Source organism: Photobacterium minamisatsumaniensis (genome assembly GCF_050336695.1).
GTDB classification, from domain to species: Bacteria; Pseudomonadota; Gammaproteobacteria; order Enterobacterales; family Vibrionaceae; genus Photobacterium; species Photobacterium minamisatsumaniensis.
In genome coordinates this window covers 21755-41817 of sequence record NZ_JAKJSI010000038.1, presented here as the reverse complement: position 1 = coordinate 41817, position 20063 = coordinate 21755, and the positions used below count along the sequence as shown (strand labels likewise).

Here is a 20063-nt window from a genome sequence, read left to right as displayed (position 1 = left end):
AGGTAAGGTAAGTAGTAAGGTAAATAGTATGTAAGTTGGTCGTTAGCGATCAAAAAAGGGCTCAAAAGAGCCCTAATAAGGTTTAAATCGTTATACCCGTCTTCAAGACGTCTTTACGCAAAGGTAATCAAATAACCATTGTTAACTTGCGAGTAAGAGTTTATCAAGCCGTTCAGAAATGTGAGATTCAATACTGCCAGCAAAAAAACTGGCCGCAAAACCAACAAGCTGTAGCTCAATCGTTATTTTACCCTCTTGAGCATGGAGAAAGCCCCTAGCAGAAGCATGGTTAATATGTAGTTTATTCTCTTGCCAAGTCCAGGTTAGACCATATTCTTGTTCTAACTCATCAGCAATTTTTTGACTTAAGTTCGTAATATCATCATGAGGTTTGTCATGATGACGTTCAATTAAAATTGTCACAGATGTTCCCATGCATTAGTGTTTTTACTCAGTTACCTTTTTGTAACATACTGTGAAATGCATTGAGTTTCTGTGTGCAAGATCGAAGTCTTCGTATTTAGTTGGGGTTGTCAGTAATAATATACATACAAAAAGTCACAATTTAGAGCGGTTTGGCCAATCGCCTTGCAATTGTACTGATCAATAAACTTGATCCTACCGCTATTTTTGCCCCTAACACGGCCTTTTTGTAGGGAGAGCGTTCAGAGGTAGAAGCAACTGCGCCGAGCATGATACCTACCCCTGCGATTTTTAAGATTGGGGTACTGGCACTCAATGTGATGTAGCCACCAGCCGCGGCAACGACAAGCCGCTGAAACTGCGTACACTCTATGGGTAAGCCATGAGCTTCTCGAACAAATTGTTCACAGTTTTGATCTAATAAATTGTACGGCCTGCCTATTTGGCTCAAAGCATGACTCACTGCGAGATGCGGCGCATCGCTACCTATCCGGCTAACCCGAATCGTATGCCCTTCTGCAAAATCTGTTTCTGTATCAAGCGAGACTCTCCGCCACTTTTTGGAGTTATGAATTACATTTCCCTGACCATCTGCAAGCCCATAATGCCAGTAAGTACTACAACGAATCTTCAATACCGTTCCTGCTGGATACACACTTTCTTGCATAATTTCTACCTATACCAACCACTTAATCTACTTATAGCCTAGCTGGTTATCACTATTCGTCTAAGTTGTCGCGAATAAAAATAGAAAAAATAGTCACCCCGCTTCAAATGATGTAGCCACAGCGTCGAGTCCTTGGCGTACCACTTAGATAGACAAATTAGTTTCAAGTTTCGATACAAAAACCAATTTAGAGACATTGCACTCTAAATTTCACTGCTAAGATAATATTGCAGTCAAAAAAATGACACTCTAATGATAAGTAATTACTAAAAAATGAAAATATTATGATTATTCATTATCTCTTTTTGCTTTCAGTTCTAGCCATAATGACAGGGTGTCAGAGCTTAACCGCGCTGGGCGAGAATGAACAACCAGAAAAAATACTGCTTACACAAGTAGATATAGCTCCAAGCACATTTAAGCAGCATTGCGATGTTCATCAAACACTTTATGATGGCAGCTATGTCGCGACAGGGTTTCCTGATGCAAAAAACACATCGCTAACTACAGTTACAACGTCTGATCCAACAGGTGAAATAGACCTCTGGGATACGCTCAGCGATCAGTTCACAATGACTGTGCCAAATAATCGGCGGATTCGTTATTACAAGCGGTGGTTCACCAACAACCCTTACCATATAAAAGTCGTTACCCAGCGAGCTGAACCTTTTTTATATTATATCTACCAACAAGTCGATGAGAGAGACCTTCCGATTGAGCTCGTATTGCTCCCCTTTATTGAGAGCAGTTTCGATCAATTTGCATACTCTCCGAAAGGGGCTGCTGGACTTTGGCAGATCACAGCCCCCACAGGTCGTTCATTTGGGCTCGATATTGTCAGTGGTTATGATGGTCGCCGAGATATCATCGCATCAACAGATGCAGCATTAGACTTGCTTGAATACCTATACGATAAATTTGACCATAACTGGCTACACGCTATAGCAGCGTATAATACCGGAGGGGGACGTGTTCGAAATGCAATTAAGCGCAATCGCTCTGCGGGTAAATCAACTGACTTTTGGTCGTTAAAACTACCAAAAGAAACCAGAATGTATGTGCCAAAATTATTAGCCATGGTCGAGTTAGTCAAAGAGAGAGAACAAAACAACCTGCCCTTTGCTTCGATTAAATCAGCGCCGATTATGGATGAAGTTATTATTAGCCAGCGTGTGAAGTTAAAACACATTGCAGGCCATGCAGGACTATCGAGTAAGGCATTCTTTAAACTTAACCCAGGATATACTGGCGGCTACACGTTTCAGCAGCGTGACAATAAAATATTAATACCGAAGAAGAATAAGACACTGTTTTACGAGAATAAAAACAGCTATCGCTATGTAAAAGAAAAGTTTGATGTTTATGACATTCAAGCAGGTGACTCACTAAGCGAACTCGCACAAAACAACAACACATCCGTTTCATTGATAAAGCAAGTAAACAACTTATCAGACTCAATTATTTTTGCTGGGCAAAAGTTACTGATACCAACTCAGTAGACCCAAGTCGTGATTCTGTGGCTAACCTGACATCGGTTAGCCTGAAAATGACTGAACTTCGCTTTCTGTTAAAAAGCGCCATTGCCCAACATTAACATCGAGGCATACTTCCCCTATTCTTTCACGGTGAAGCGAAACAACACGATTTCCAACCGCAGAGAACATACGCTTAACTTGATGAAACTTGCCTTCTGTTATCGTTAAATAAACATCTTTTTCACTAATGATTTCAAGCTTAGCAGGTAACGTCAGTCGTTTTTCACCTTGTAACTTGATACCATTTTCAAACTTGCTCGCAGCGTCCTCAGCAATAGGCTTAGATAACCCTACGCGGTAAACTTTTTCACAGTGCTTTGTCGGTGTAATGATATTAAATGACCAATGCCCATCATCGGTGATCAATACTAACCCTGTTGTATCAGCATCTAAGCGACCCGCGACATGAAGCTCAGTCACATTTTCAACATCGATATGGTTAAAGATAGAAGGATAAAACTCATCAATATTTGAACAAATCGTATCGGCTGGCTTGTGCATTAATATATAACGAAAAGGACGACGTTTTAGCCTTTGGCCATTAAGGGTAACCTGATTGTTTTCATGAACCTGCGCCCTTTCATCAACAATAACCTCACCATTAACCTTCACTTCACCATTCTGTATCCATTGAATAGCTTCTTGTTTCGTTAGCTCGGTACTTTTACAAACAAATTTATCAAGGCGCATTAGGACAACTTTAGGTCGATAAACAAAGCGGGTCATTATCCCTGCTATTCGATAATAAGCAACGATCGAATAATCATTACCATGAAAGCTCTTCACCATCCCACGACAAAAAACGACCAGAGTGATCTAGCGTCAATCCATTAATCAAAGCGACCAAACCAGCGGCACTTTCTTCAACAGAAATATCAGCCCCTTTTCCTCCCATATCTGTTCTCACCCAACCAGGGTTTACAGGACAAACAATAATGCCATCTTGTTTATACTCATTTGCTAATACTTGCATTACTTTATTGAGTGCGGCTTTTGAGCTTCGATAAGCATAAGTGCCAATACTTTGCCCGCTTAAAGATGCCATTCCACTTGAAATAGAGACAATTCGAGGCCGCGATGACTGCTGCAAGTTACCCTTCAAAGACGTTGCAAGATGGAAAGGTGCCAATGTATTTACTGCAAATGTTTTTAACCACTCGTTATAGTCCATATTATTCGCACTTTGATTGTCTCCTCCCAGCACACCTGCGTTATTAATTAATACATCGACAGTAACCCCAGAAAGAGCAGTACAAAACTCAACGACATCGCTCTCGTTAGTCAGCTCTAAAGAGTGAGTACTGAGTTTTCCTCTACTCGTTAGCATATTCAGTTGATCTGCTTTCGACTTATCTCTACACGTTGCAATAACGTGCCAACCTAAATGAAGAAACTGTTTCGTGAGTTCGAGGCCAATCCCTCTATTTGCTCCTGTGATAACAATTGTTTCCATCCTGAAAATCCTTTTCGTTATAAACCTCTATTTATAAACAGAAACTTAGTTAATTCAAAAGTGAAAGCTTCATTCTAATATGCTCAACCTTTGTGGCTGGGGACTCATGAGCTTCTCCATCAAAAATAAACCCCACAGACTGATACAACGAAACTGCTGTAAGCCTTGCATTTAAGAAAATGGTTTCTGACTTCAATACCTTCGCTTTATTAACAAGTCCATTTAGTACTTGTTTACCATAGCCAAGGCCTTGATACCTAGGGTTAACAACCATTTGAGAGATTTGATATTCCGACAGAGAATGCTGGCTCAATCGACCATAAGCAACAAGTTCAGATTTTTTAACCAGCGCCAGATGAAAACTGTTCTTCTCTTTGCCATCAAATAAAATATCCCTCGGATGATTCATCTCTTCAAAGAATAAGTGATACCTAAGATCAAGCGCTTGTTTATGAAAAATTGAGCCAACCTCAATTTCCAGTAATTCCATTTACGTATAACCTTATGTCTTAATAAAAAATAGCTGCTATTTATTTATCAGGTATTTCTCAATACGCTCCAAACCAAACTTTTCAGCATGAATATTATACGCACCAGAACTTTCATTCATAAAACCATGTTCATATACTGTTATTTGACTCTCAACATTGAGATAACATTCGAGAATGTCATGCAGTTCACTAACATTAAATGTGTTTTCTGTCTTAGGGAAAATCACCTCAACCTTGTTTTGTGGAATAACATCAAGATGATTACGTATTTGCGTTGGGTAAAAGCAAAATAATTTTTTGCATCCGGTATTCTGAATACCAGAAATTTTCCAAGCAGCACTTGCACCAGCGCTAAAGCCAATGATCAATTCTGGCTTCAGTCTTAATACATAGTCTAAAGCATGAACAAAATAATTTTCATGCCCACATTTGTTAACAAAGGCACGATAAGCTTCCTGTTCATTTTTAAAGTTATGGCGTACTCCTTGATAGGGTTCGACAATGACTACATCATTAACGTAATGGCTCAAAAATGATGAGAGATTATCTGTTGAATCGCATAATCCAAATATATCGGTAATAATCACGACAGTCATAATCTTATACCTTTCTGTTAATGTCTTTCACAAGGCGACGTGTTAATTCTATTGCGCTAATTTCTTTACAACCCGATGTATTATCTCCGCACCATAAAGGCGAAAAACCAGCATCGCCTTGTTTTTCAAAATGAGCACGCAATTGGGTCATTTCTATTGATGCGTACGGAAACACAGGGGCCGACGTATTGATATAACCAAGTTCTTTCATCGCGCGATTGACAATGCCGCGAGCTGGCCTGCCAGAGAAAACATTTGTAAGCGCTGTATGCTGTGATTTTTCGCTCTTGAGCGCTGAACGGTGTAATTGAGACGTTTTTGCTTCAGAGCAAAGCAAATACGCAGTGCCTACCTGAACAGCTTCGGCTCCATGCATTAAAGCGGCTTTAACGGTTTGGCTATCACAAATACCACCTGCCGCAATAATTGGCACTTTTACTTTATTGGCCATTTGGGACACTAAATCAGACATCGTCATTTGAGTCGCTATATCACCGGACAAAAACATTCCTCGATGGCCACCAGCTTCAGATCCTTGAGCAATAATGCCATCAACCCCTTTAGACTCTAGCCACACTGCCTCTTCAATCGTTGTTGCAGAAGACACTATTTTTGCTCCCCAACGTTTTACGCGATTAAGCAGTTCCTTATCGGGAAGACCAAAATGGAAACTAATAAACTCAGGGTGGAATGGCTCTATAGCATCTGCAATATCATGATTAAACGGTGTTCTATTCGCACTCTGAGGCCGGCTCTCACACTCTATGCCTAATTCAGTGAAATACGGTTTTAATTTTGCTTGCCATTTTACGTGCTGATTTTCATCATAATCGGGCATATCGTGACAAAAAAAGTTTAGATTGTAAGGGGTACCTGTTGCCTCTTTTATCACCACTATTTCATTTATAATGTCATCAATATTTAACATTCCACAAGGTAAAGAGCCTAAACCTCCCGCTTTACAAACAGCAATAGCCAGTTCACTTCCTTGAACGCCAGCCATTGGTGACTGAATGATTGGAAGAGCAGTGCCAAGCAGACTTTTAAAATTCTCATTGTGCATAATCGATTCCTTTCAATACATGGGCAGTAGTAATAAATAATCCTTATAAATCTAACACTTAATATATCAAATCCACTCTACCCCAAATTAAAGTGAAACAAAAAGGTAAAATTTCCCCTAAAAGCTTGTTATATGCCTTAACACATAGATAATGTAGCTAAAATACCGTGTTATTGTATTTGAACCATTGGTGAGCCTGTTTCAAATATCTCTTTTTATCGAATGTAGGTGTAATGAAGATACCCAAACGATTATTGCCATTGGTTGAAGATGGCTTAGTGGATGAAGTACTTACTCAGTTAATGAGTGGTAAAGAGGCTTCAGTCTACATTGTACGTAGCCAAGACAAAATTTGTTGTGCGAAGGTATACAAAGAAATTGAGCAGCGCAGCTTTAAGCAAGCCGTAACCTATCGCGAAGGCCGTAAGGTGCGAAATAGCCGTCGAGCTCGTGCAATGGAAAAAGGGTCTAAATTCGGCCGAGATGAACAAGAGAAAGTATGGCAACGCGCAGAAGTCGATGCTTTATACACTTTGTCTGATGCAGATGTACGCGTACCTACACCTTATGGTTGTTTTCACGGTGTCTTGTTGATGGAGTTGATGACTGACGAGGAAGGCAGTGTTGCCCCACGTCTAAATGATATCACCCTGACAAAAGAGCAAGCATTAAGAGATCACGATCTGATCATCCAATATGTCACTCGTATGCTTTGTGCAGGTATCATCCACGGCGATTTGTCGGAATTTAATGTGCTTGTTGATGAGTCGGGCCCCATTATTATCGACCTACCGCAAGCTGTTGATGCTTCAGCAAATAACAATGCCAAATGGATGTTAGAACGTGATGTCATGAATATGACTAACTATTATGGCCAATACGTTCCAGAACTGCTTGATAAGCAGTATGCCAAAGAAATGTGGGCCTTGTATGAAGCCGGTGATCTTACACCAGCGACTGAACTTACAGGGCACTTCGTCGAAAGTGATGACGATGCCGACATCGACGGATTAATGGCTGAGATTAATGCGGTAATGGAAGAAGCTGCGTTACGCAGAGAACGACTCAGTGAAGAGCAAGAAGCCGATTAAATAAACCCGCATTAAACGAATACTATCCCGTTTGCTCCCATTAACAATGGATCGAACGGGATACTTAAATTCGAACGAGCTTGGCAAATCCCCCCTCTAGTCCCGCTTAATAAAACGCATAAAACTCGAAACCACCATCATCTATTTTTTCGAACAAGTTCAGCTGTTTTTTCCACTTTCAACGCTAACTGCCCAGCTGTATAGTAACAATCAAGCGATACGGCACTAGAACTTAAGGAAATAATAATGGCAAATTTACTTGTACTAAAATCGAGCATTTTAGGTGATTACTCTCAATCTAACGGCCTAATTGATCATCTTGTTTCGTCTTGGACAGACACACAGTCTGTTATTGAGCGAGACCTTGCTGCACAGCCTCTTCCTGTTCTTGATGGTGAAATTGCAGGCGGATTACGCGGTGGTGATAACCTAACCCAGAAGCAACAAGATGCGCTGGCTCTATCAGACCAACTTATCAACGAAATTCACGCCAGTGATACCCTTGTTATTGCTGCACCAATGTACAACTTTTCAATACCCACTCAATTAAAAAATTGGTTTGATTTGATTGCACGAGCTGGCGTGACATTTAGCTACACGGAAAAAGGTCCTGTAGGTCTACTTACCGATAAAAAAGTCATTGTTGTTACGACACGTGGCGGTATGCATAAAGATGGCGCAACAGATACCATGGTGCCTTACCTAAAAACCATTCTTAGCTTCGTTGGACTTACTGACGTTACGTTTGTATATAGTGAAGCGTTAGCTATGGGTGAAGAGCTTGCAGCTAAAGCTTTACAAGAAGCGAAGGGTGAACTTGAAAAATTAACGGTCTAATAACCGTATTTATTCTGTTAGCCAATAATGACAAAGCCCCGCCTGTTTTATTCAACAAACAGCGGGGCTTTGTTTCATCAAAAATCAATAATCAAAAATCGAACTGGACGTAAACAGTATTATAGTTACTGCCGCCTTTTATGCGCCCAAACTGGGAAGCACTCTCAAAAATTGCAGAACGGTGATGCAAACTGTAACCAACCCACACCCCATCCATTGATTTTTCATTGAAAAGGTCACCGAGGTTCACATCAAACGAGAAGTCGAGATAGTTCAGCAGATTACTTGACTCATACCCCTTTCTATCCATTTCACTTTGCTCAATGTATGAAATGTTAGAAATGTACGATAAACCTTCAGCAACACCAAAGCGCCACTTCACAGGCCAGTTCACGGTATAGTAGGCTTTTATCGCCATAATATATTCTTGCGTTGAAGACTGAACATCAGAACTCCAATGCCATGCAACCCCTGGGGTTAAATAAATATCCAGCGGCAAACCAAACAACTCATCCGTTAACGGATGGCCGTAGAAAACCGATGTCAATTGATTGTTAAACTCATCTTTTTCTCTGTTACCAGAGAAAATTTCACCGATATTAGATGGTGTAGCCCAGCCGTGTGCCACCCGAACATACGGTTTTGTACTGATAGACGATTTACGTGGCTTATTTGCATCATTAAAGAAACCGAAACCTAAGTAAGCTTCACCTTGCCAGTCACTCGATACAATATCGGAATCACGAATATTACTATCAAAGTACCTTGCATGCGCTCCACCTAACAAATATAAATTAGATGCAACATGGTATGCAGCGTTAACCCCAAAGCGAACATCGACTCCCGCATTAATCGATTCTTGATTAAGCCCATAGTAATAACTGTTGTATTTACTTTCTTTCCAGATTAACGACGCTTCTGGCTTTAATGTCCAGTTATCAACTCGAAACTTAGTCCCTAGCGTCGCTTGTGAGCTAATACGGCCGTCTGGGTCAGACAATAACTCTAGGTTACTGTATGTTGTCTCATCCCAGCGATATTTATACTGTAAGCCAAAGTCAGCAGTATCTCCGCCAATCTCATTTTGAAAAGAGCTTGGGATATCAATAAAGTGAAGTCGCGTGAAAAAATTAGCTTCCCAGTCTGGTTCACGGTACAAATTAATACCGCCTTCCGTTCCGTTCAGGTATAAGCGCTCCCCTTTAAAGAACATCATTGGGACAAATGTTGATACGGTCGTATCTTCTACAACACTGTCAGTTGCATACGGTATGGAAGCATTACGAAATACCGCAGCGATCCCCCACGGCTGTTCACCGTCTCTTTGGAGACGTAACTCGTACGGCGAAATGAATCCTTCATCTAAATTTTCTTCTGGTTCATTCCCTGTCGCTGAAGCGACAACAGGCGCACAGCACAATAACCATCCCAAGGGCTTAAACAATCAACATATCCTCATCTACAACACTACAAATACACTTTAGTGCGCTTTTCAAATATAAACACATATTATAGCTTTGTTTTATATCAAAATTTATCTTAATGATTGTCTAACGTGTGTAAAAAAAGCATAAAAAAACCCGAACAGAGTCGGGTTTATAGACTGAAACTAGGAATTTAATTACTGACTCGCAATTTCCGCTTTCTTCAGGTCTTTAACGTTCTTGCTGACTTCTCGGCGTTCTTTAGAAAGCTCGGCGCTGATGATGATGTGATCATCAACACGATCTTCGTAATCACCCTTCATATTCTCAACAATCTCAACGATTTGATCGTGTGTCATGTCAGCCTTGATATAATCAAGTAGGTTTTCCAGTAACTCAACGCGCTTACGGTTATCGCGAACTTTACGATCATTGTCTAAAATCTCGCGCTTCAATTTGTTCTTGCGACGAGTTTGACGAACTAGCTCTAGGATAGTGTTCATGATTTGTCCTTTAAATGAATCTACAAAACCTAACTGCCCCCGTTATAACAGAAAGCGATGTTGCTACTCAAGTCACATTTCAACCAATTAAAAAAGATCACTCTTTCTTTTGATTTATTACAGCTAAAATCGCGAATTCACATGAAGGAGTAAAAAAGTTCTTTCAGTATCATTAAGATGAAATGCGAGAGCAACTAAAAAATGCCTGTCAAAAACTTAACTTACCTTCAACTTTGGTCAGGCTGATAGTCAAACATGTGAATATCTCCACAAAAACCTTAAATTTCTATTTGCAAATAGCATAACCCTGCCTAATCTTTAAGAGACCAGTAGTGTTTGGCAGTAATACAACAATGTGAACGAATCGCTCCATCTAGCATTACCTGTAAACAGTAAAACTAGAGCAAGAGATTCAATTGTTACGCGAGTTAAATAGTTATTGGCATTTGTATAGATGTAAGATATTCAGGAGACAACATGTCTAAAGCAACAGGTACCGTTAAGTGGTTTAACGAAGAGAAAGGTTTTGGTTTTATCACTCAGGATAACGGCGGTGCTGACGTATTCGTTCATTTCCGTGCAATTACAGGCGACGGCTTCAAAACACTAGCTGAAGGTCAAAAAGTTGCATATGAAACTGAGCAAGGCCCTAAAGGTCTTCAAGCTGCAAACGTAGAAAAAGTCTAATTTGCATCCGCTTAGTTTCTAGTTAAAAGGGCTCTTTAGCCCTTTTTTACTTTCTGCTAAAAAGCACTGTTTATTTTATACTCACCCCCCTGAAATCCCTTCATTTCCATATATACATCTTTATCGAACCAATTTTTAGCGATTTACGACTAAGCTATTGTGGCTTAATGTGAATGCTTCTTTCAGGTTGATAAAAAGATCACACTTTTCCCATAAATCACTAAATTTTAAAGTATTTGCTTGCCCTGCCATAACGCTTATGGCCTAATAGTTCACGGCCTGTAATGCAGACCTATTTATGCCAAATTGAAATAGAAAACTTCGTTCCACCGCTTCAACTAGCGCCGTTGTCCTGAAGAGCTCAAAATTCTTTTGTCCATAAGTAATACATTATGCTGGCTTAAGTACGCGTTAAGCGTGATTTCAAAAAATATTTTTCAGGAGACATAAAATGTCTAAAGCAACTGGTATCGTTAAGTGGTTCAACGATGAGAAAGGTTTCGGTTTCATCACTCAAGACAACGGCGGCGCTGACGTATTCGTTCACTTCCGTGCTATCTCTGGTGACGGTTTCAAATCACTAGCTGAAGGCCAAAAAGTATCTTTCGACGTTGAACAAGGTCAGAAAGGTCCTCAAGCTGCTAACGTTGAGCGTGTTTAATTAAACACCAAGCGTTAAAGCTTTGAAAAAAGAGCATCTCTTGATGCTCTTTTTTATTACCTTAAATTCGCTCACCTGACACCCTCCTCTATCAGCACTTCCTATCTAATCCCTCTGTGCTTCTTTAAGAATCCACCTTTATTATTAACAAATCGCATAGTAATTGTGACCATACGAACATAATTGACGTTTACATTCGTAAAATAATCCTCATTGCGAATCATCCATTTACATACGCATGTCAATACCACATTATCAGTTAACTAACAGCAACACCGTAAAGAAAATATTCCAAGGTGTTGTGCTTTATCCCAAATGACACATAGGAAGTAATCAGATGGTATTTCACATTAAAGGACTCGTCGCTTCAATCTCAATTGCTATCACCTCTTTTAGCGCTGTCGCACTGGCGAACGACAATGTGTACGTTCAAGCAAGTTCAGGTAGCTTTAACAATGCGGCAATTAATACACTTTATAGCAAAACAGAGCTGACCCAACCTAGCTACGTCTTTTCAGGCACACCGCTACAAACATTTGTGGCTGCCAATAATGATGCTGCTTTGGCTTTTACCGCACTCGAAAACTCAACAATTGAAGGTAATCTGGTAAGGGCGACCGTAGCGGCGATACAAGAATATCAAGTTGTTGAAGTAGAAGCGGGAATTCGCACGTCCATTGAAATGTGTGTATTACGTTCAAAGAGTGATGTGGAAGCAAATATCCCTCTGGTACAAATTGCATCCCACCCTGCGGCATTAAAACAAATTGACCGCTGGAAAGGTCAATATACCGAATTACAAGAGCTAGAGATCCCGAAAGGTACCGCAGAAGCCGCTCGTATGGTTGCCACAGGAGAGCTGCCAAATGGAACAGCCGCAATCGGCGCATGTATGCTTGAAGAACTTTACCCGCAAATCACGGTGACTGCGAAAGCAGTTCAAGATAATAAAGACAACAAAACACTCTTTGCACTAATGAAAGTAACCAAAAGAACGAGCCCTTTGAGTGTAACTGACGCTGAAAATGAATTACGTGCTGTTATTCGCCAAGCTGAAGCCTATGATGCAACGTTGTAAATTATAAATAGAGCAATGAGCGGGCAGATACAGACTGCCCGCACAACTTGATATCCTTTCAGGAATTACCCTGCTTATACCCTACCTAACCATGAACATATCTCTGAAAATATGACTGCGTTTCGTTATTCCGTGGCGAGACTTCACATCTATTAAACACGTCACAATTTTACTAGGCCTCGCTACATGTCTTTTTTGTTACACTTATAATGCATTTAAAGCAAGTCAAAAGGATATGGATTTCAATGAAAAGAGCCCAAGCTACAAACTCAATAAAGCGCCTACTCATTTATGGGGCAGCCACTATTCTAGTGTTTCTCATTGCTTTCTTTTATACCGAACAAAACCTTAACGCAAAACGAGCTCAACTTGTTACGCTTGAAATTGAAATTCTGAATGCATCAAATGAAGTACTCATGATGCGCCGACATGAAAAAGATTTCATCGTGCGAGTCGAGCAAAAGTATCAAGCTGAAATGCAGTCTGCTTATTCATTAACCTTGCAAAAATTACATGCCATAAACAGCCTTATTACTGATAGTGGAATCACGACAGACTACAATGCCCAATTAACACTCGACTCTATTGATGACTACTATCAGCAATTTGACTCACTTGCTACCATGGTATTGCTTATACATGGCCAAAATGGTGGCAACGGATTTATTGATTCATTAAAAGATAAATCACTGATAATGAAAAATGCGCTTATCGACATTAACAGCCGCTCGCTCAACCAATTAACACTCCGCATCGAAGATTTAATATACCAATTCTTTTCTGATTTCGATGAAAGTACCTTAAGCGATATTGATATTAACCTCGATAAAATGCACGAAGAGATAATCAATACCGGTTCTCCCTCTACCCTAAGCGCCTTCACCAATTTTCGTCAGGCATTTTATACATTACAAAAGAGTTATGAAACATTTGGGTATGACCATAATTCAGGTAAGCATGGCGATTTAAGAAAAACAATTCACATTCTAGAAAACAAACTGAACACGTTATTTTCTGAGATCCCAGAACAAATAAATCAGCAGTTAAAAATCTATGAATTTTACATGCGACTCGCCGCATTTATTCTGGCTTTATCCGTTATTTCAGTACTCATTTATGTTGTACACCAAATCGGAAATATGGAGAAAAATCTCATTCTTGCACGTGAGCAAGAGAAACAGGCTAACCAAGCCAAAAGTGCCTTTTTAGCCAATATGTCGCATGAAATTAGAACACCGTTAAACGGTATATTAGGCATGACCGAGATTCTATCCGACTCAAAACTAAGTGCGATTCAAAAAGACTACTTATCAACAATTAACGTTTCATCGCAAACGCTGTTAATGCTGATAAATGATATTTTAGACCTGTCAAAAATAGAGTCTGGACACTTAGAAATTTGCCCACATACGTGTGCCATTAAGGAAGTGTTATTTGATACCGCGGCACTGATCATCCCAAAAGCACAGCAAAAGAAAATTGATATTGTGGTCGACCTCGATCCCCAATTACCGAACTATATCAAAGCCGATGAACAGAAAGTGCGTCAGGTATTAATGAACCTGGCCTCGAATGCGATTAAGTTCACCGAGCAAGGCTCTATCACATTTACAGCCCGCCAAACCTCGGAAACGTCCTCTTCAGTCGTTATTTTCTTTGCCGTGACAGATACTGGAATTGGGATCGACGAAGATAAGCAAGCACATATTTTTGATGAATTTAAACAAGAGAATTCAGACACTTCAGCGCAATATGGAGGGACAGGGCTAGGGCTTGCCATTTCATCGAAGATGATTGAGCTAATGAACGGAGAGATTAATATTAACTCGGCAAAGGGTAAAGGTAGCCAGTTTTATTTTGAAGTCGAATTCAGCAAAGACGATCAAGTACTCAATCAAGGTAACGCCTTCAATATCGCTTACTGTACCACCAATGCAAACCCGTTATTAATCGCAGAGCTAGAACGATTAGGTTACCCGTTTACACTGATAGATGGTAACACTCGTTTAATTGCAGATATTGAGCAAGACAATCTGGTGATAGTTGACTCACCTGCCATATTAAAAGTGGTGGAGCAGCAACTGCCAACCCACCGTGCTGTGTACATTCGTAATAACATCCAAAATATCGATATAGAATCAAGCCAGGTTGTCGCGTTCATTACAGCGCCACTATTTGGCATGCGGCTCAACAACACCCTCAGAAACGCCTATGAAAATGATCAAACCGATGAAGTCAAAGAGCAGCAGATTCAAAGCCAAGTTTCATCAACAAACAACCAAATTCTGATCGTCGAAGACAACAAAATTAACCAACAAGTTGTCTGTATTAACCTCAAGCGCATGGGGCTAGACTACGTCATCGCGAACAACGGCCAAGAAGCGATTGATATTTACGAAGCCAACCATGATGCCATCGGCTTGATCCTAATGGATTGTATGATGCCAGTGCTTGATGGTTTTGGGGCGACAGAAGCCATTCGTAAGTTTGAAGGTAACAACCAACTCCCTCGCAAACATATCATCGCCCTAACCGCTTCGATCTTAGATGACGATATTCAGAAGTGTTTCGACAGCGGCATGGACGATTACCTACCGAAGCCTTTCAAACGTGACGTGCTACTTGAGAAATTAGATAAGCAGGTTAGCTTGTTGAACTAACTTCATATTATCAGAGGCAGCTGGCTGCCTCTGATGTTGCAAACATGACACAAAATATACGTTTAACACTTAAATAATCACGCATTTTCCTTGGAATAAAAAATACACACCATATAAAATCAGTTGCACAATGTTAAAGTGTGTTAACTGATGACTCTTTTTCTAAAGGAATAGATTTTAATGAGAATAAGCAAAACGTATTTAATGATACTAGCCCTGTCCCCTCTTTCAGTCAGTGCTGCAGACTCAAATATCATTTCAAGCTGCAGTGATTTACTGGCAATTGAAAACAATAGTACTAAAACATATATCCTCGAATCTGATATAGATTGCTATGGCTATGAGCTTAGTGAACCAATAATGTTCCGAGGCCACCTTCTAGGTAACTCCCATACAATATCGGGACTGTCGATCAAAAGTAATAACCGCTATCTCGGCTTATTCAGCCACATTCCAAATGGCTATATTGCCGACCTCACCCTCAATGACTTTAAATTAGAAAGTACTTATTCATCATATACTTATGCGGCTGGTTTTCTAGCTGGCTATCTTGAAAATGGTAATATCGATAATGTTGTTATCCAAAACAGTATCACAGTAAATCAGCCAGAAGGCTTATATGGCATTGGCTCTCTTGCCGGACGTGTCAGTGGTACTCGCCTATATAATGTTTCAAGTATAAACAACCAAATAGATACTACAGACCAATCAAAGAAAGTGGGTGGATTAGTTGGCTGGATGGAAGACGGAGCTTGGTCGAACCGAGCATCTGTGCTTAATAACAACATCGTCGTTAAAAATGAAAAGTATGGTAGTGGCGATATTGGCGGCGTCTACGGTAGACTTGATGATTCCGAGGCAATCTTCACGTCTATAACAGCAACGACCATCAATGACTCTGACAACGGCAAAAGCGGCTACAATGGCTTGGTTGTCGGTCGTATGTTTAAGTCATATTTATCAAATGCCGAGATCATCAACACTTCAGGTAATTTTCGCCCTCATGCAACACGAAATTACAACGGTATAGCCGCTGGCTTTATTGCTATAGATGAAGAATCGGCAAAAAATGTGCTGGAAAACATCTCAACCAACGATGCTGCAGTATCATTACCTTGGTTTACTTACGATAGCAAAAAACCAGAGCCACTGACGACAAACCTATACTTCGACGACACCGAACAGAGTACACTTCCACCCGATATCTGTCGTTTATAATACCTACGATCTATAGGCTACATTTAGTAGCCTATTTTTGTTTATCTCTATAAGTGATTTCCAAATTATCTATTCGATATTGCAGCCAGCTAAATTACGCCTTAAAAGGCGAAACACTCGAAAAACTGACTGTGCGAGTGTATTAAGCATAATGCTAATTATAATATTTTCTAGCCACTATGTGACAAGCTTTACTATTATGACCTGTCATCGTTTGGTTATTAACAACCATAGATTTTTCTATTATTAACCCATTTACTATATTTTCGATTTCAGACTGAGTTCCGTGCCACATTGGAACCCCAACACCTGAAGTGAAAAATCGGCCTTCATCAGAACAAAATTCAGCCAAATAAATGACCCCATTTGGCTTTAAAACCCTTAATAGCTCAGAAACAACATTTACCCTAATTTGCTCTTCTGGAATGCAAGTAAAAACAGCACACGTGACAATGGCATCAAACGAAGCATCCAAGAAAGGAAGCCGTGAACCTTTCGAGTAACTCAGTTCAAGGTGAGGAAATTCATTATTCCCACGATTAATCATTTCCAATGAAGAATCAACACCACAAATACTTTTATAACCTAAGCTGTAAAGCTCATTAGCTACTCTTCCATACCCACAACCAAAATCGAGAACTTGGCTAGAATAAGGAACCGTATTAATAAGTAATTCGCTAATTAATTGAAGATTAAACTCAACTTTATCAGCAACATCATCCCAATTACTCAAAGATTTCTCCTTAAATCATATAATGCCCTGTTAAGCTTCGAGCCAAATTGAGCCTATTATACTCAAGAGCCACTCAGGGTTGTCTAGCGCTATATCATGACCATCTACTTCATTTGAGATGACCGAAACATTCCACGCACTTGCAATAGCTTTAGTTGCTTTGGTATTTACTAGCCTATCATTTTCGGAGGAAATAAAATGTATATCGCATTCAGGACGCGCAACTACAAATTTACTGGCTGCTAATAGCTGTCGCCAGAAGTTAGAAATGTTCATCGGATACTTTTTATTATAGTTTGCCCATTCGTTTACGGTAGTTAGGTTGAAAGGCTGGTTTGATACCATTTGATAAATTACCGCCTCTCGATTGTACGGTCTCGAAACTAGAGCCTTTACAATCTTTAGGTAATTTCGGGGCAACAGCCTTTCGTAGAAAGGGCTATAGCCCTTTGCGCTCGTATTTACACAGATCACAGACTCAATTTCTTCTGGGTAAAGCTCTGCCCACTTTAGTCCTATCATACCGCCCATTGAAACAGCCAAAATATACGCTTTACCTTTGCCACTACGCTGTTTCCTGACGCTTTCAACCATTCCGGAAATAGTCGTTGGTGACACTTCCGAAGACAAATAACCATTGCCTGGAATATCAATGCAAGTAACTACAAATTCTGGAAAAGTGCTGTGTAATCGCTTAGGAAAATCACCCCAGTGGTAACTACCTCGAAATAAGCCTCTTAACAGTATTAACTCACCAGACATAGTAGAAACCTCCTAGAAGCCTAACGAATGACATGGACTCCCTTCTTCAAACTTAAGAATACGAAACGTTTTAGGGCTACCATAACCTCTTTCGTGATGAACATGGCTGTTACCCTACAAGCTCTTGCCATTGGTTGGATCCTTGAGTGCTAGTTGCTCAAGTCTAATACCCAGACAAGGCTTCCCGCTGCTATGACCAGTTCAAAACCAATTAAATTTACAAATACAGTCATGTAGAGTGTCTTGCTTATTAGAGTGCTTGGCAGCATCCACAAAAACAACTTAATCGAGACACCCTGAACAATGACAACTATTCATCATCATCCTGTACAAATTTATTACGAAGATACCGATCATTCAGGTGTTGTTTATCACCCAAACTTCTTGAAGTATTTTGAACGAGCTCGTGAGCACATTATCGACAGCGATAGACTCGCAACCTTATGGAATGAGCATGGCCTTGGTTTCGCTGTGTATAAAGCCAATATGATCTTTCAAGATGGTGTTGAATTTGCAGAAGTTTGCGATATTCGCACCAGCGTTACGCTAGATGGAAAATACAAAACCCTGTGGCGACAAGAATTATGGCGCCCTAACGCTACACGCGCCGCCGTGATTGGCGATATTGAAATGATCTGTTTAAACAAGCAAAAGCATCTACAACCGATCCCACAAGATTTGCTTGATAGCATGGCATCTATGGTTTAGAGACAAGATTTAAAAACAAGTTGCTTTACGATTGGCAATGAAGGCACAGCAACCTAATCATTGAGTACACTCACTAGAGAAACTCTACGGGCGTAAATAGAAGACACATCCAATTTACGTCCTTTCACCATCAAGCCAAAACGATAGCTTGCTGACAAACGCCCTAAAAATATGGACCATACTTGCCCTCCCGCTTGCTCACTGTAATCAAAGCATGTGTCTTCACCTGCACTGCCTTCCCCCACACAGCCTTCCAATGTATTTACCACAATACCCGTCACTATTTCGAGTGATTGTTCACTCGCCGGTTTTTCATCGAAAAGTGATAGCAGCTGTTTATTGCTTAAAGAAAAATCAAAACCAAATGATTTTAACGATTGAGCAAGCCCAAGCCCTGTCGCTTTAATATACGACTCTTTAAGCACCCACAAATCAAAGAAACGTCGGCGCTGATCGCTCAGCTCCAACTGCATTAATGATTTTATTTCTTGTGGTTGAAAGTAATTTTCCATGATAGTGCTAATAGACAGCTCTTCTCTTTCACACTCGATATCAACGCCTAGCTCTATCTCTTGATCTGCCGTTTGCGTAACAGCCAGCAATACTTGATCACCACTATGGCTTAAATTAAAGACCAAGCCTGTTTGCTGACGCTGTGTTTTACACAAATTCGGTTTGCCTTGCTCGCCATATTCAAAACACCATTCGTGAGGAAGTATACGCGCATAACGAGACAGGGTTACACGAAGAAATGCACGTATGTAAATGGCGTGCATACGTGCCAAAGGCTGTCGGTAGCGCATCGCTTTGGCTAACTCTTCTTCGTTAAGTAAAGGGCAAGCTTGATGAATCAAATAGGAATGATCAATTGCCACCGTAGAGGAAAAAGCTTCTACATTTTTATGCATTGTTGGTAATGCGAGAAACCATAAGTCCACCGTATTTTTCAGCGTCAATTCCAATCAGTCCAAGTAAAATTTGTAGTATGTATTATACGTCACTGTGTCGTCAAAACAACTCAGTAACAGGTCGACAACCCAACATAGCACAGGTCAGACGACTGACCAATAAAATTTATAATCCATCACATCAAACCCTCACCACACAAGGAGCAATAAAACTTTTTTTCACAAAATGTTACGCAGATCACTAAAGTATGAAAAATCGAGTATTTACACCAAAAAACCCCAGCGCTAGCTTTAATATCAATAAGTTAAGGTAAATATCATTACAAAATACAGGAATTAATAAATCTGAACTGGTCTGAAGAGATCCAACCTCTTACTCAGGCGATTGTAACCACTATCCGCCTCGGGTAGGCTGCTCAACCATTGACTGATTCAGCGATAAACATTGCAGTGGAATCTAAATTCCACAAGATGCATAACGCTGCTGCTCTACAGGATAGTAATGGATACGAGCACTATGGATTACCTGACAACATTGCCTTGTCAAACTGATAAAACACCTGCG

21 protein-coding genes are annotated in these 20063 nt (G+C 40.2%); 9 read left to right on the top strand and 12 right to left on the bottom strand.

Features of this window, described 5'->3' with window-relative positions; translation table 11 throughout:
• Positions 1 to 141 precede the first annotated feature (141 nt).
• Positions 142 to 423: a polyhydroxyalkanoic acid system family protein gene (locus tag L4D78_RS19935; protein ID WP_428468554.1), complete on the bottom strand. Its 282-nt coding sequence runs from the start codon at positions 421 to 423 to the stop codon at positions 142 to 144.
• 142 nt (positions 424 to 565) lie between these two features.
• Positions 566 to 1090 carry a lecithin retinol acyltransferase family protein gene (locus L4D78_RS19930; RefSeq protein WP_428468553.1) on the bottom strand — a complete coding sequence of 175 codons (525 nt, stop codon included), beginning with the start codon at positions 1088 to 1090 and terminating at the stop codon, positions 566 to 568.
• A gap of 284 nt (positions 1091 to 1374) precedes the next feature.
• On the opposite strand from L4D78_RS19930, the gene L4D78_RS19925 reads away from it, so the two are divergent.
• Positions 1375 to 2589 carry a transglycosylase SLT domain-containing protein gene (locus tag L4D78_RS19925; protein WP_428468552.1) on the top strand — a complete coding sequence of 405 codons (1215 nt, stop codon included), beginning with the start codon at positions 1375 to 1377 and terminating at the stop codon, positions 2587 to 2589.
• 36 nt (positions 2590 to 2625) lie between these two features.
• Here the strand turns inward: L4D78_RS19925 and L4D78_RS19920 are convergent, their stop codons facing one another.
• The 5 genes from L4D78_RS19920 to L4D78_RS19900 all read right to left on the bottom strand — a co-directional run bounded on the left by L4D78_RS19920 (position 2626) and on the right by L4D78_RS19900 (position 6228).
• Positions 2626 to 3315 (bottom strand): pseudouridine synthase, encoded by a 690-nt coding sequence (locus L4D78_RS19920; RefSeq protein ID WP_428468592.1) that lies wholly within the window; start codon positions 3313 to 3315, stop codon positions 2626 to 2628.
• Positions 3316 to 3391: 76 nt separating this feature from the next.
• Positions 3392 to 4078: an SDR family oxidoreductase gene (locus L4D78_RS19915; protein WP_428468551.1), complete on the bottom strand. Its 687-nt coding sequence runs from the start codon at positions 4076 to 4078 to the stop codon at positions 3392 to 3394.
• Between the two features lie 49 nt (positions 4079 to 4127).
• Positions 4128 to 4568, bottom strand: coding sequence for a GNAT family N-acetyltransferase (locus L4D78_RS19910; protein WP_428468550.1), 441 nt, complete (start codon positions 4566 to 4568; stop codon positions 4128 to 4130).
• Positions 4569 to 4604: 36 nt separating this feature from the next.
• Positions 4605 to 5165 (bottom strand): dienelactone hydrolase family protein, encoded by a 561-nt coding sequence (locus L4D78_RS19905; protein WP_428468549.1) that lies wholly within the window; start codon positions 5163 to 5165, stop codon positions 4605 to 4607.
• Positions 5166 to 5169: 4 nt separating this feature from the next.
• On the bottom strand, positions 5170 to 6228 hold the full coding sequence (locus L4D78_RS19900) for an NAD(P)H-dependent flavin oxidoreductase (protein ID WP_428468548.1): 1059 nt from the start codon (positions 6226 to 6228) through the stop codon (positions 5170 to 5172).
• 233 nt (positions 6229 to 6461) lie between these two features.
• On the opposite strand from L4D78_RS19900, the gene L4D78_RS19895 reads away from it, so the two are divergent.
• Complete coding sequence (locus tag L4D78_RS19895) at positions 6462 to 7319, top strand: PA4780 family RIO1-like protein kinase (RefSeq protein WP_428468547.1); 858 nt, start codon at positions 6462 to 6464, stop codon at positions 7317 to 7319.
• Between the two features lie 246 nt (positions 7320 to 7565).
• Complete coding sequence (locus tag L4D78_RS19890; protein WP_428468546.1) at positions 7566 to 8156, top strand: FMN-dependent NADH-azoreductase; 591 nt, start codon at positions 7566 to 7568, stop codon at positions 8154 to 8156.
• Positions 8157 to 8247: 91 nt separating this feature from the next.
• Here L4D78_RS19890 and L4D78_RS19885 read toward each other — a convergent pair whose 3' ends face one another.
• Both L4D78_RS19885 and L4D78_RS19880 read right to left on the bottom strand, forming a co-directional pair.
• Positions 8248 to 9507, bottom strand: coding sequence for a MipA/OmpV family protein (locus L4D78_RS19885; RefSeq protein ID WP_428468591.1), 1260 nt, complete (start codon positions 9505 to 9507; stop codon positions 8248 to 8250).
• 270 nt (positions 9508 to 9777) lie between these two features.
• On the bottom strand, positions 9778 to 10083 hold the full coding sequence (locus L4D78_RS19880; protein ID WP_428458944.1) for a DUF496 family protein: 306 nt from the start codon (positions 10081 to 10083) through the stop codon (positions 9778 to 9780).
• A gap of 477 nt (positions 10084 to 10560) precedes the next feature.
• Between L4D78_RS19880 and cspE (L4D78_RS19875) the strand changes: the two genes are divergently transcribed.
• The 5 genes from cspE (L4D78_RS19875) (at position 10561) to L4D78_RS19855 (ending at position 16387) form a co-directional block, all read left to right on the top strand.
• Positions 10561 to 10770 carry a transcription antiterminator/RNA stability regulator CspE gene (gene cspE, locus L4D78_RS19875; protein WP_068327593.1) on the top strand — a complete coding sequence of 70 codons (210 nt, stop codon included), beginning with the start codon at positions 10561 to 10563 and terminating at the stop codon, positions 10768 to 10770.
• A gap of 451 nt (positions 10771 to 11221) precedes the next feature.
• The gene (cspE, locus tag L4D78_RS19870; RefSeq protein ID WP_428468545.1) at positions 11222 to 11431 is read left to right on the top strand and encodes a transcription antiterminator/RNA stability regulator CspE; all 210 of its coding nucleotides are present in this window, start codon (positions 11222 to 11224) and stop codon (positions 11429 to 11431) included.
• 337 nt (positions 11432 to 11768) lie between these two features.
• Positions 11769 to 12509 (top strand): prephenate dehydratase domain-containing protein, encoded by a 741-nt coding sequence (locus L4D78_RS19865; protein ID WP_428468544.1) that lies wholly within the window; start codon positions 11769 to 11771, stop codon positions 12507 to 12509.
• Positions 12510 to 12754: 245 nt separating this feature from the next.
• Positions 12755 to 15169, top strand: a complete 2415-nt coding sequence (locus tag L4D78_RS19860) for a hybrid sensor histidine kinase/response regulator (RefSeq protein ID WP_428468543.1) — start codon at positions 12755 to 12757, stop codon at positions 15167 to 15169.
• A gap of 180 nt (positions 15170 to 15349) precedes the next feature.
• The gene (locus tag L4D78_RS19855) at positions 15350 to 16387 is read left to right on the top strand and encodes a M26 family metallopeptidase (RefSeq protein WP_428468542.1); all 1038 of its coding nucleotides are present in this window, start codon (positions 15350 to 15352) and stop codon (positions 16385 to 16387) included.
• A 154-nt stretch (positions 16388 to 16541) separates the two neighbouring features.
• Here the strand turns inward: L4D78_RS19855 and L4D78_RS19850 are convergent, their stop codons facing one another.
• A complete protein-coding gene (locus L4D78_RS19850) occupies positions 16542 to 17120 on the bottom strand; it encodes a class I SAM-dependent methyltransferase (RefSeq protein WP_428468541.1) in 579 nt (192 codons plus the stop codon).
• Positions 17121 to 17150: 30 nt separating this feature from the next.
• Positions 17151 to 17882, bottom strand: a complete 732-nt coding sequence (locus L4D78_RS19845; protein ID WP_428468540.1) for an alpha/beta fold hydrolase — start codon at positions 17880 to 17882, stop codon at positions 17151 to 17153.
• Between the two features lie 303 nt (positions 17883 to 18185).
• Here L4D78_RS19845 and L4D78_RS19840 point away from each other — a divergent pair, with 303 nt between their 5' ends.
• Complete coding sequence (locus tag L4D78_RS19840) at positions 18186 to 18590, top strand: thioesterase family protein (protein ID WP_428468539.1); 405 nt, start codon at positions 18186 to 18188, stop codon at positions 18588 to 18590.
• A gap of 53 nt (positions 18591 to 18643) precedes the next feature.
• Here L4D78_RS19840 and L4D78_RS19835 read toward each other — a convergent pair whose 3' ends face one another.
• Positions 18644 to 19528: a 4'-phosphopantetheinyl transferase family protein gene (locus tag L4D78_RS19835; RefSeq protein WP_428468538.1), complete on the bottom strand. Its 885-nt coding sequence runs from the start codon at positions 19526 to 19528 to the stop codon at positions 18644 to 18646.
• Positions 19529 to 20063: the final 535 nt, after the last annotated feature.

Excerpts from the sequence above, each read along its gene's own strand:
- L4D78_RS19930 (WP_428468553.1), bottom strand. The coding sequence starts at position 1,090 with ATGCAAGAAAGTGTGTATCCAGCAGGAACGGTATTGAAGATTCGTTGT.
- L4D78_RS19925 (WP_428468552.1), top strand. The coding sequence starts at position 1,375 with ATGATTATTCATTATCTCTTTTTGCTTTCAGTTCTAGCCATAATGACA.
- L4D78_RS19920 (WP_428468592.1), bottom strand. The coding sequence starts at position 3,315 with ATGCGCCTTGATAAATTTGTTTGTAAAAGTACCGAGCTAACGAAACAA.
- L4D78_RS19915 (WP_428468551.1), bottom strand. The coding sequence starts at position 4,078 with ATGGAAACAATTGTTATCACAGGAGCAAATAGAGGGATTGGCCTCGAA.
- L4D78_RS19910 (WP_428468550.1), bottom strand. The coding sequence starts at position 4,568 with ATGGAATTACTGGAAATTGAGGTTGGCTCAATTTTTCATAAACAAGCG.
- L4D78_RS19905 (WP_428468549.1), bottom strand. The coding sequence starts at position 5,165 with ATGACTGTCGTGATTATTACCGATATATTTGGATTATGCGATTCAACA.
- L4D78_RS19900 (WP_428468548.1), bottom strand. The coding sequence starts at position 6,228 with ATGCACAATGAGAATTTTAAAAGTCTGCTTGGCACTGCTCTTCCAATC.
- L4D78_RS19895 (WP_428468547.1), top strand. The coding sequence starts at position 6,462 with ATGAAGATACCCAAACGATTATTGCCATTGGTTGAAGATGGCTTAGTG.
- L4D78_RS19890 (WP_428468546.1), top strand. The coding sequence starts at position 7,566 with ATGGCAAATTTACTTGTACTAAAATCGAGCATTTTAGGTGATTACTCT.
- L4D78_RS19880 (WP_428458944.1), bottom strand. The coding sequence starts at position 10,083 with ATGAACACTATCCTAGAGCTAGTTCGTCAAACTCGTCGCAAGAACAAA.
- cspE (WP_068327593.1), top strand. The coding sequence starts at position 10,561 with ATGTCTAAAGCAACAGGTACCGTTAAGTGGTTTAACGAAGAGAAAGGT.
- cspE (WP_428468545.1), top strand. The coding sequence starts at position 11,222 with ATGTCTAAAGCAACTGGTATCGTTAAGTGGTTCAACGATGAGAAAGGT.
- L4D78_RS19865 (WP_428468544.1), top strand. The coding sequence starts at position 11,769 with ATGGTATTTCACATTAAAGGACTCGTCGCTTCAATCTCAATTGCTATC.
- L4D78_RS19860 (WP_428468543.1), top strand. The coding sequence starts at position 12,755 with ATGAAAAGAGCCCAAGCTACAAACTCAATAAAGCGCCTACTCATTTAT.
- L4D78_RS19855 (WP_428468542.1), top strand. The coding sequence starts at position 15,350 with ATGAGAATAAGCAAAACGTATTTAATGATACTAGCCCTGTCCCCTCTT.
- L4D78_RS19845 (WP_428468540.1), bottom strand. The coding sequence starts at position 17,882 with ATGTCTGGTGAGTTAATACTGTTAAGAGGCTTATTTCGAGGTAGTTAC.
- L4D78_RS19840 (WP_428468539.1), top strand. The coding sequence starts at position 18,186 with ATGACAACTATTCATCATCATCCTGTACAAATTTATTACGAAGATACC.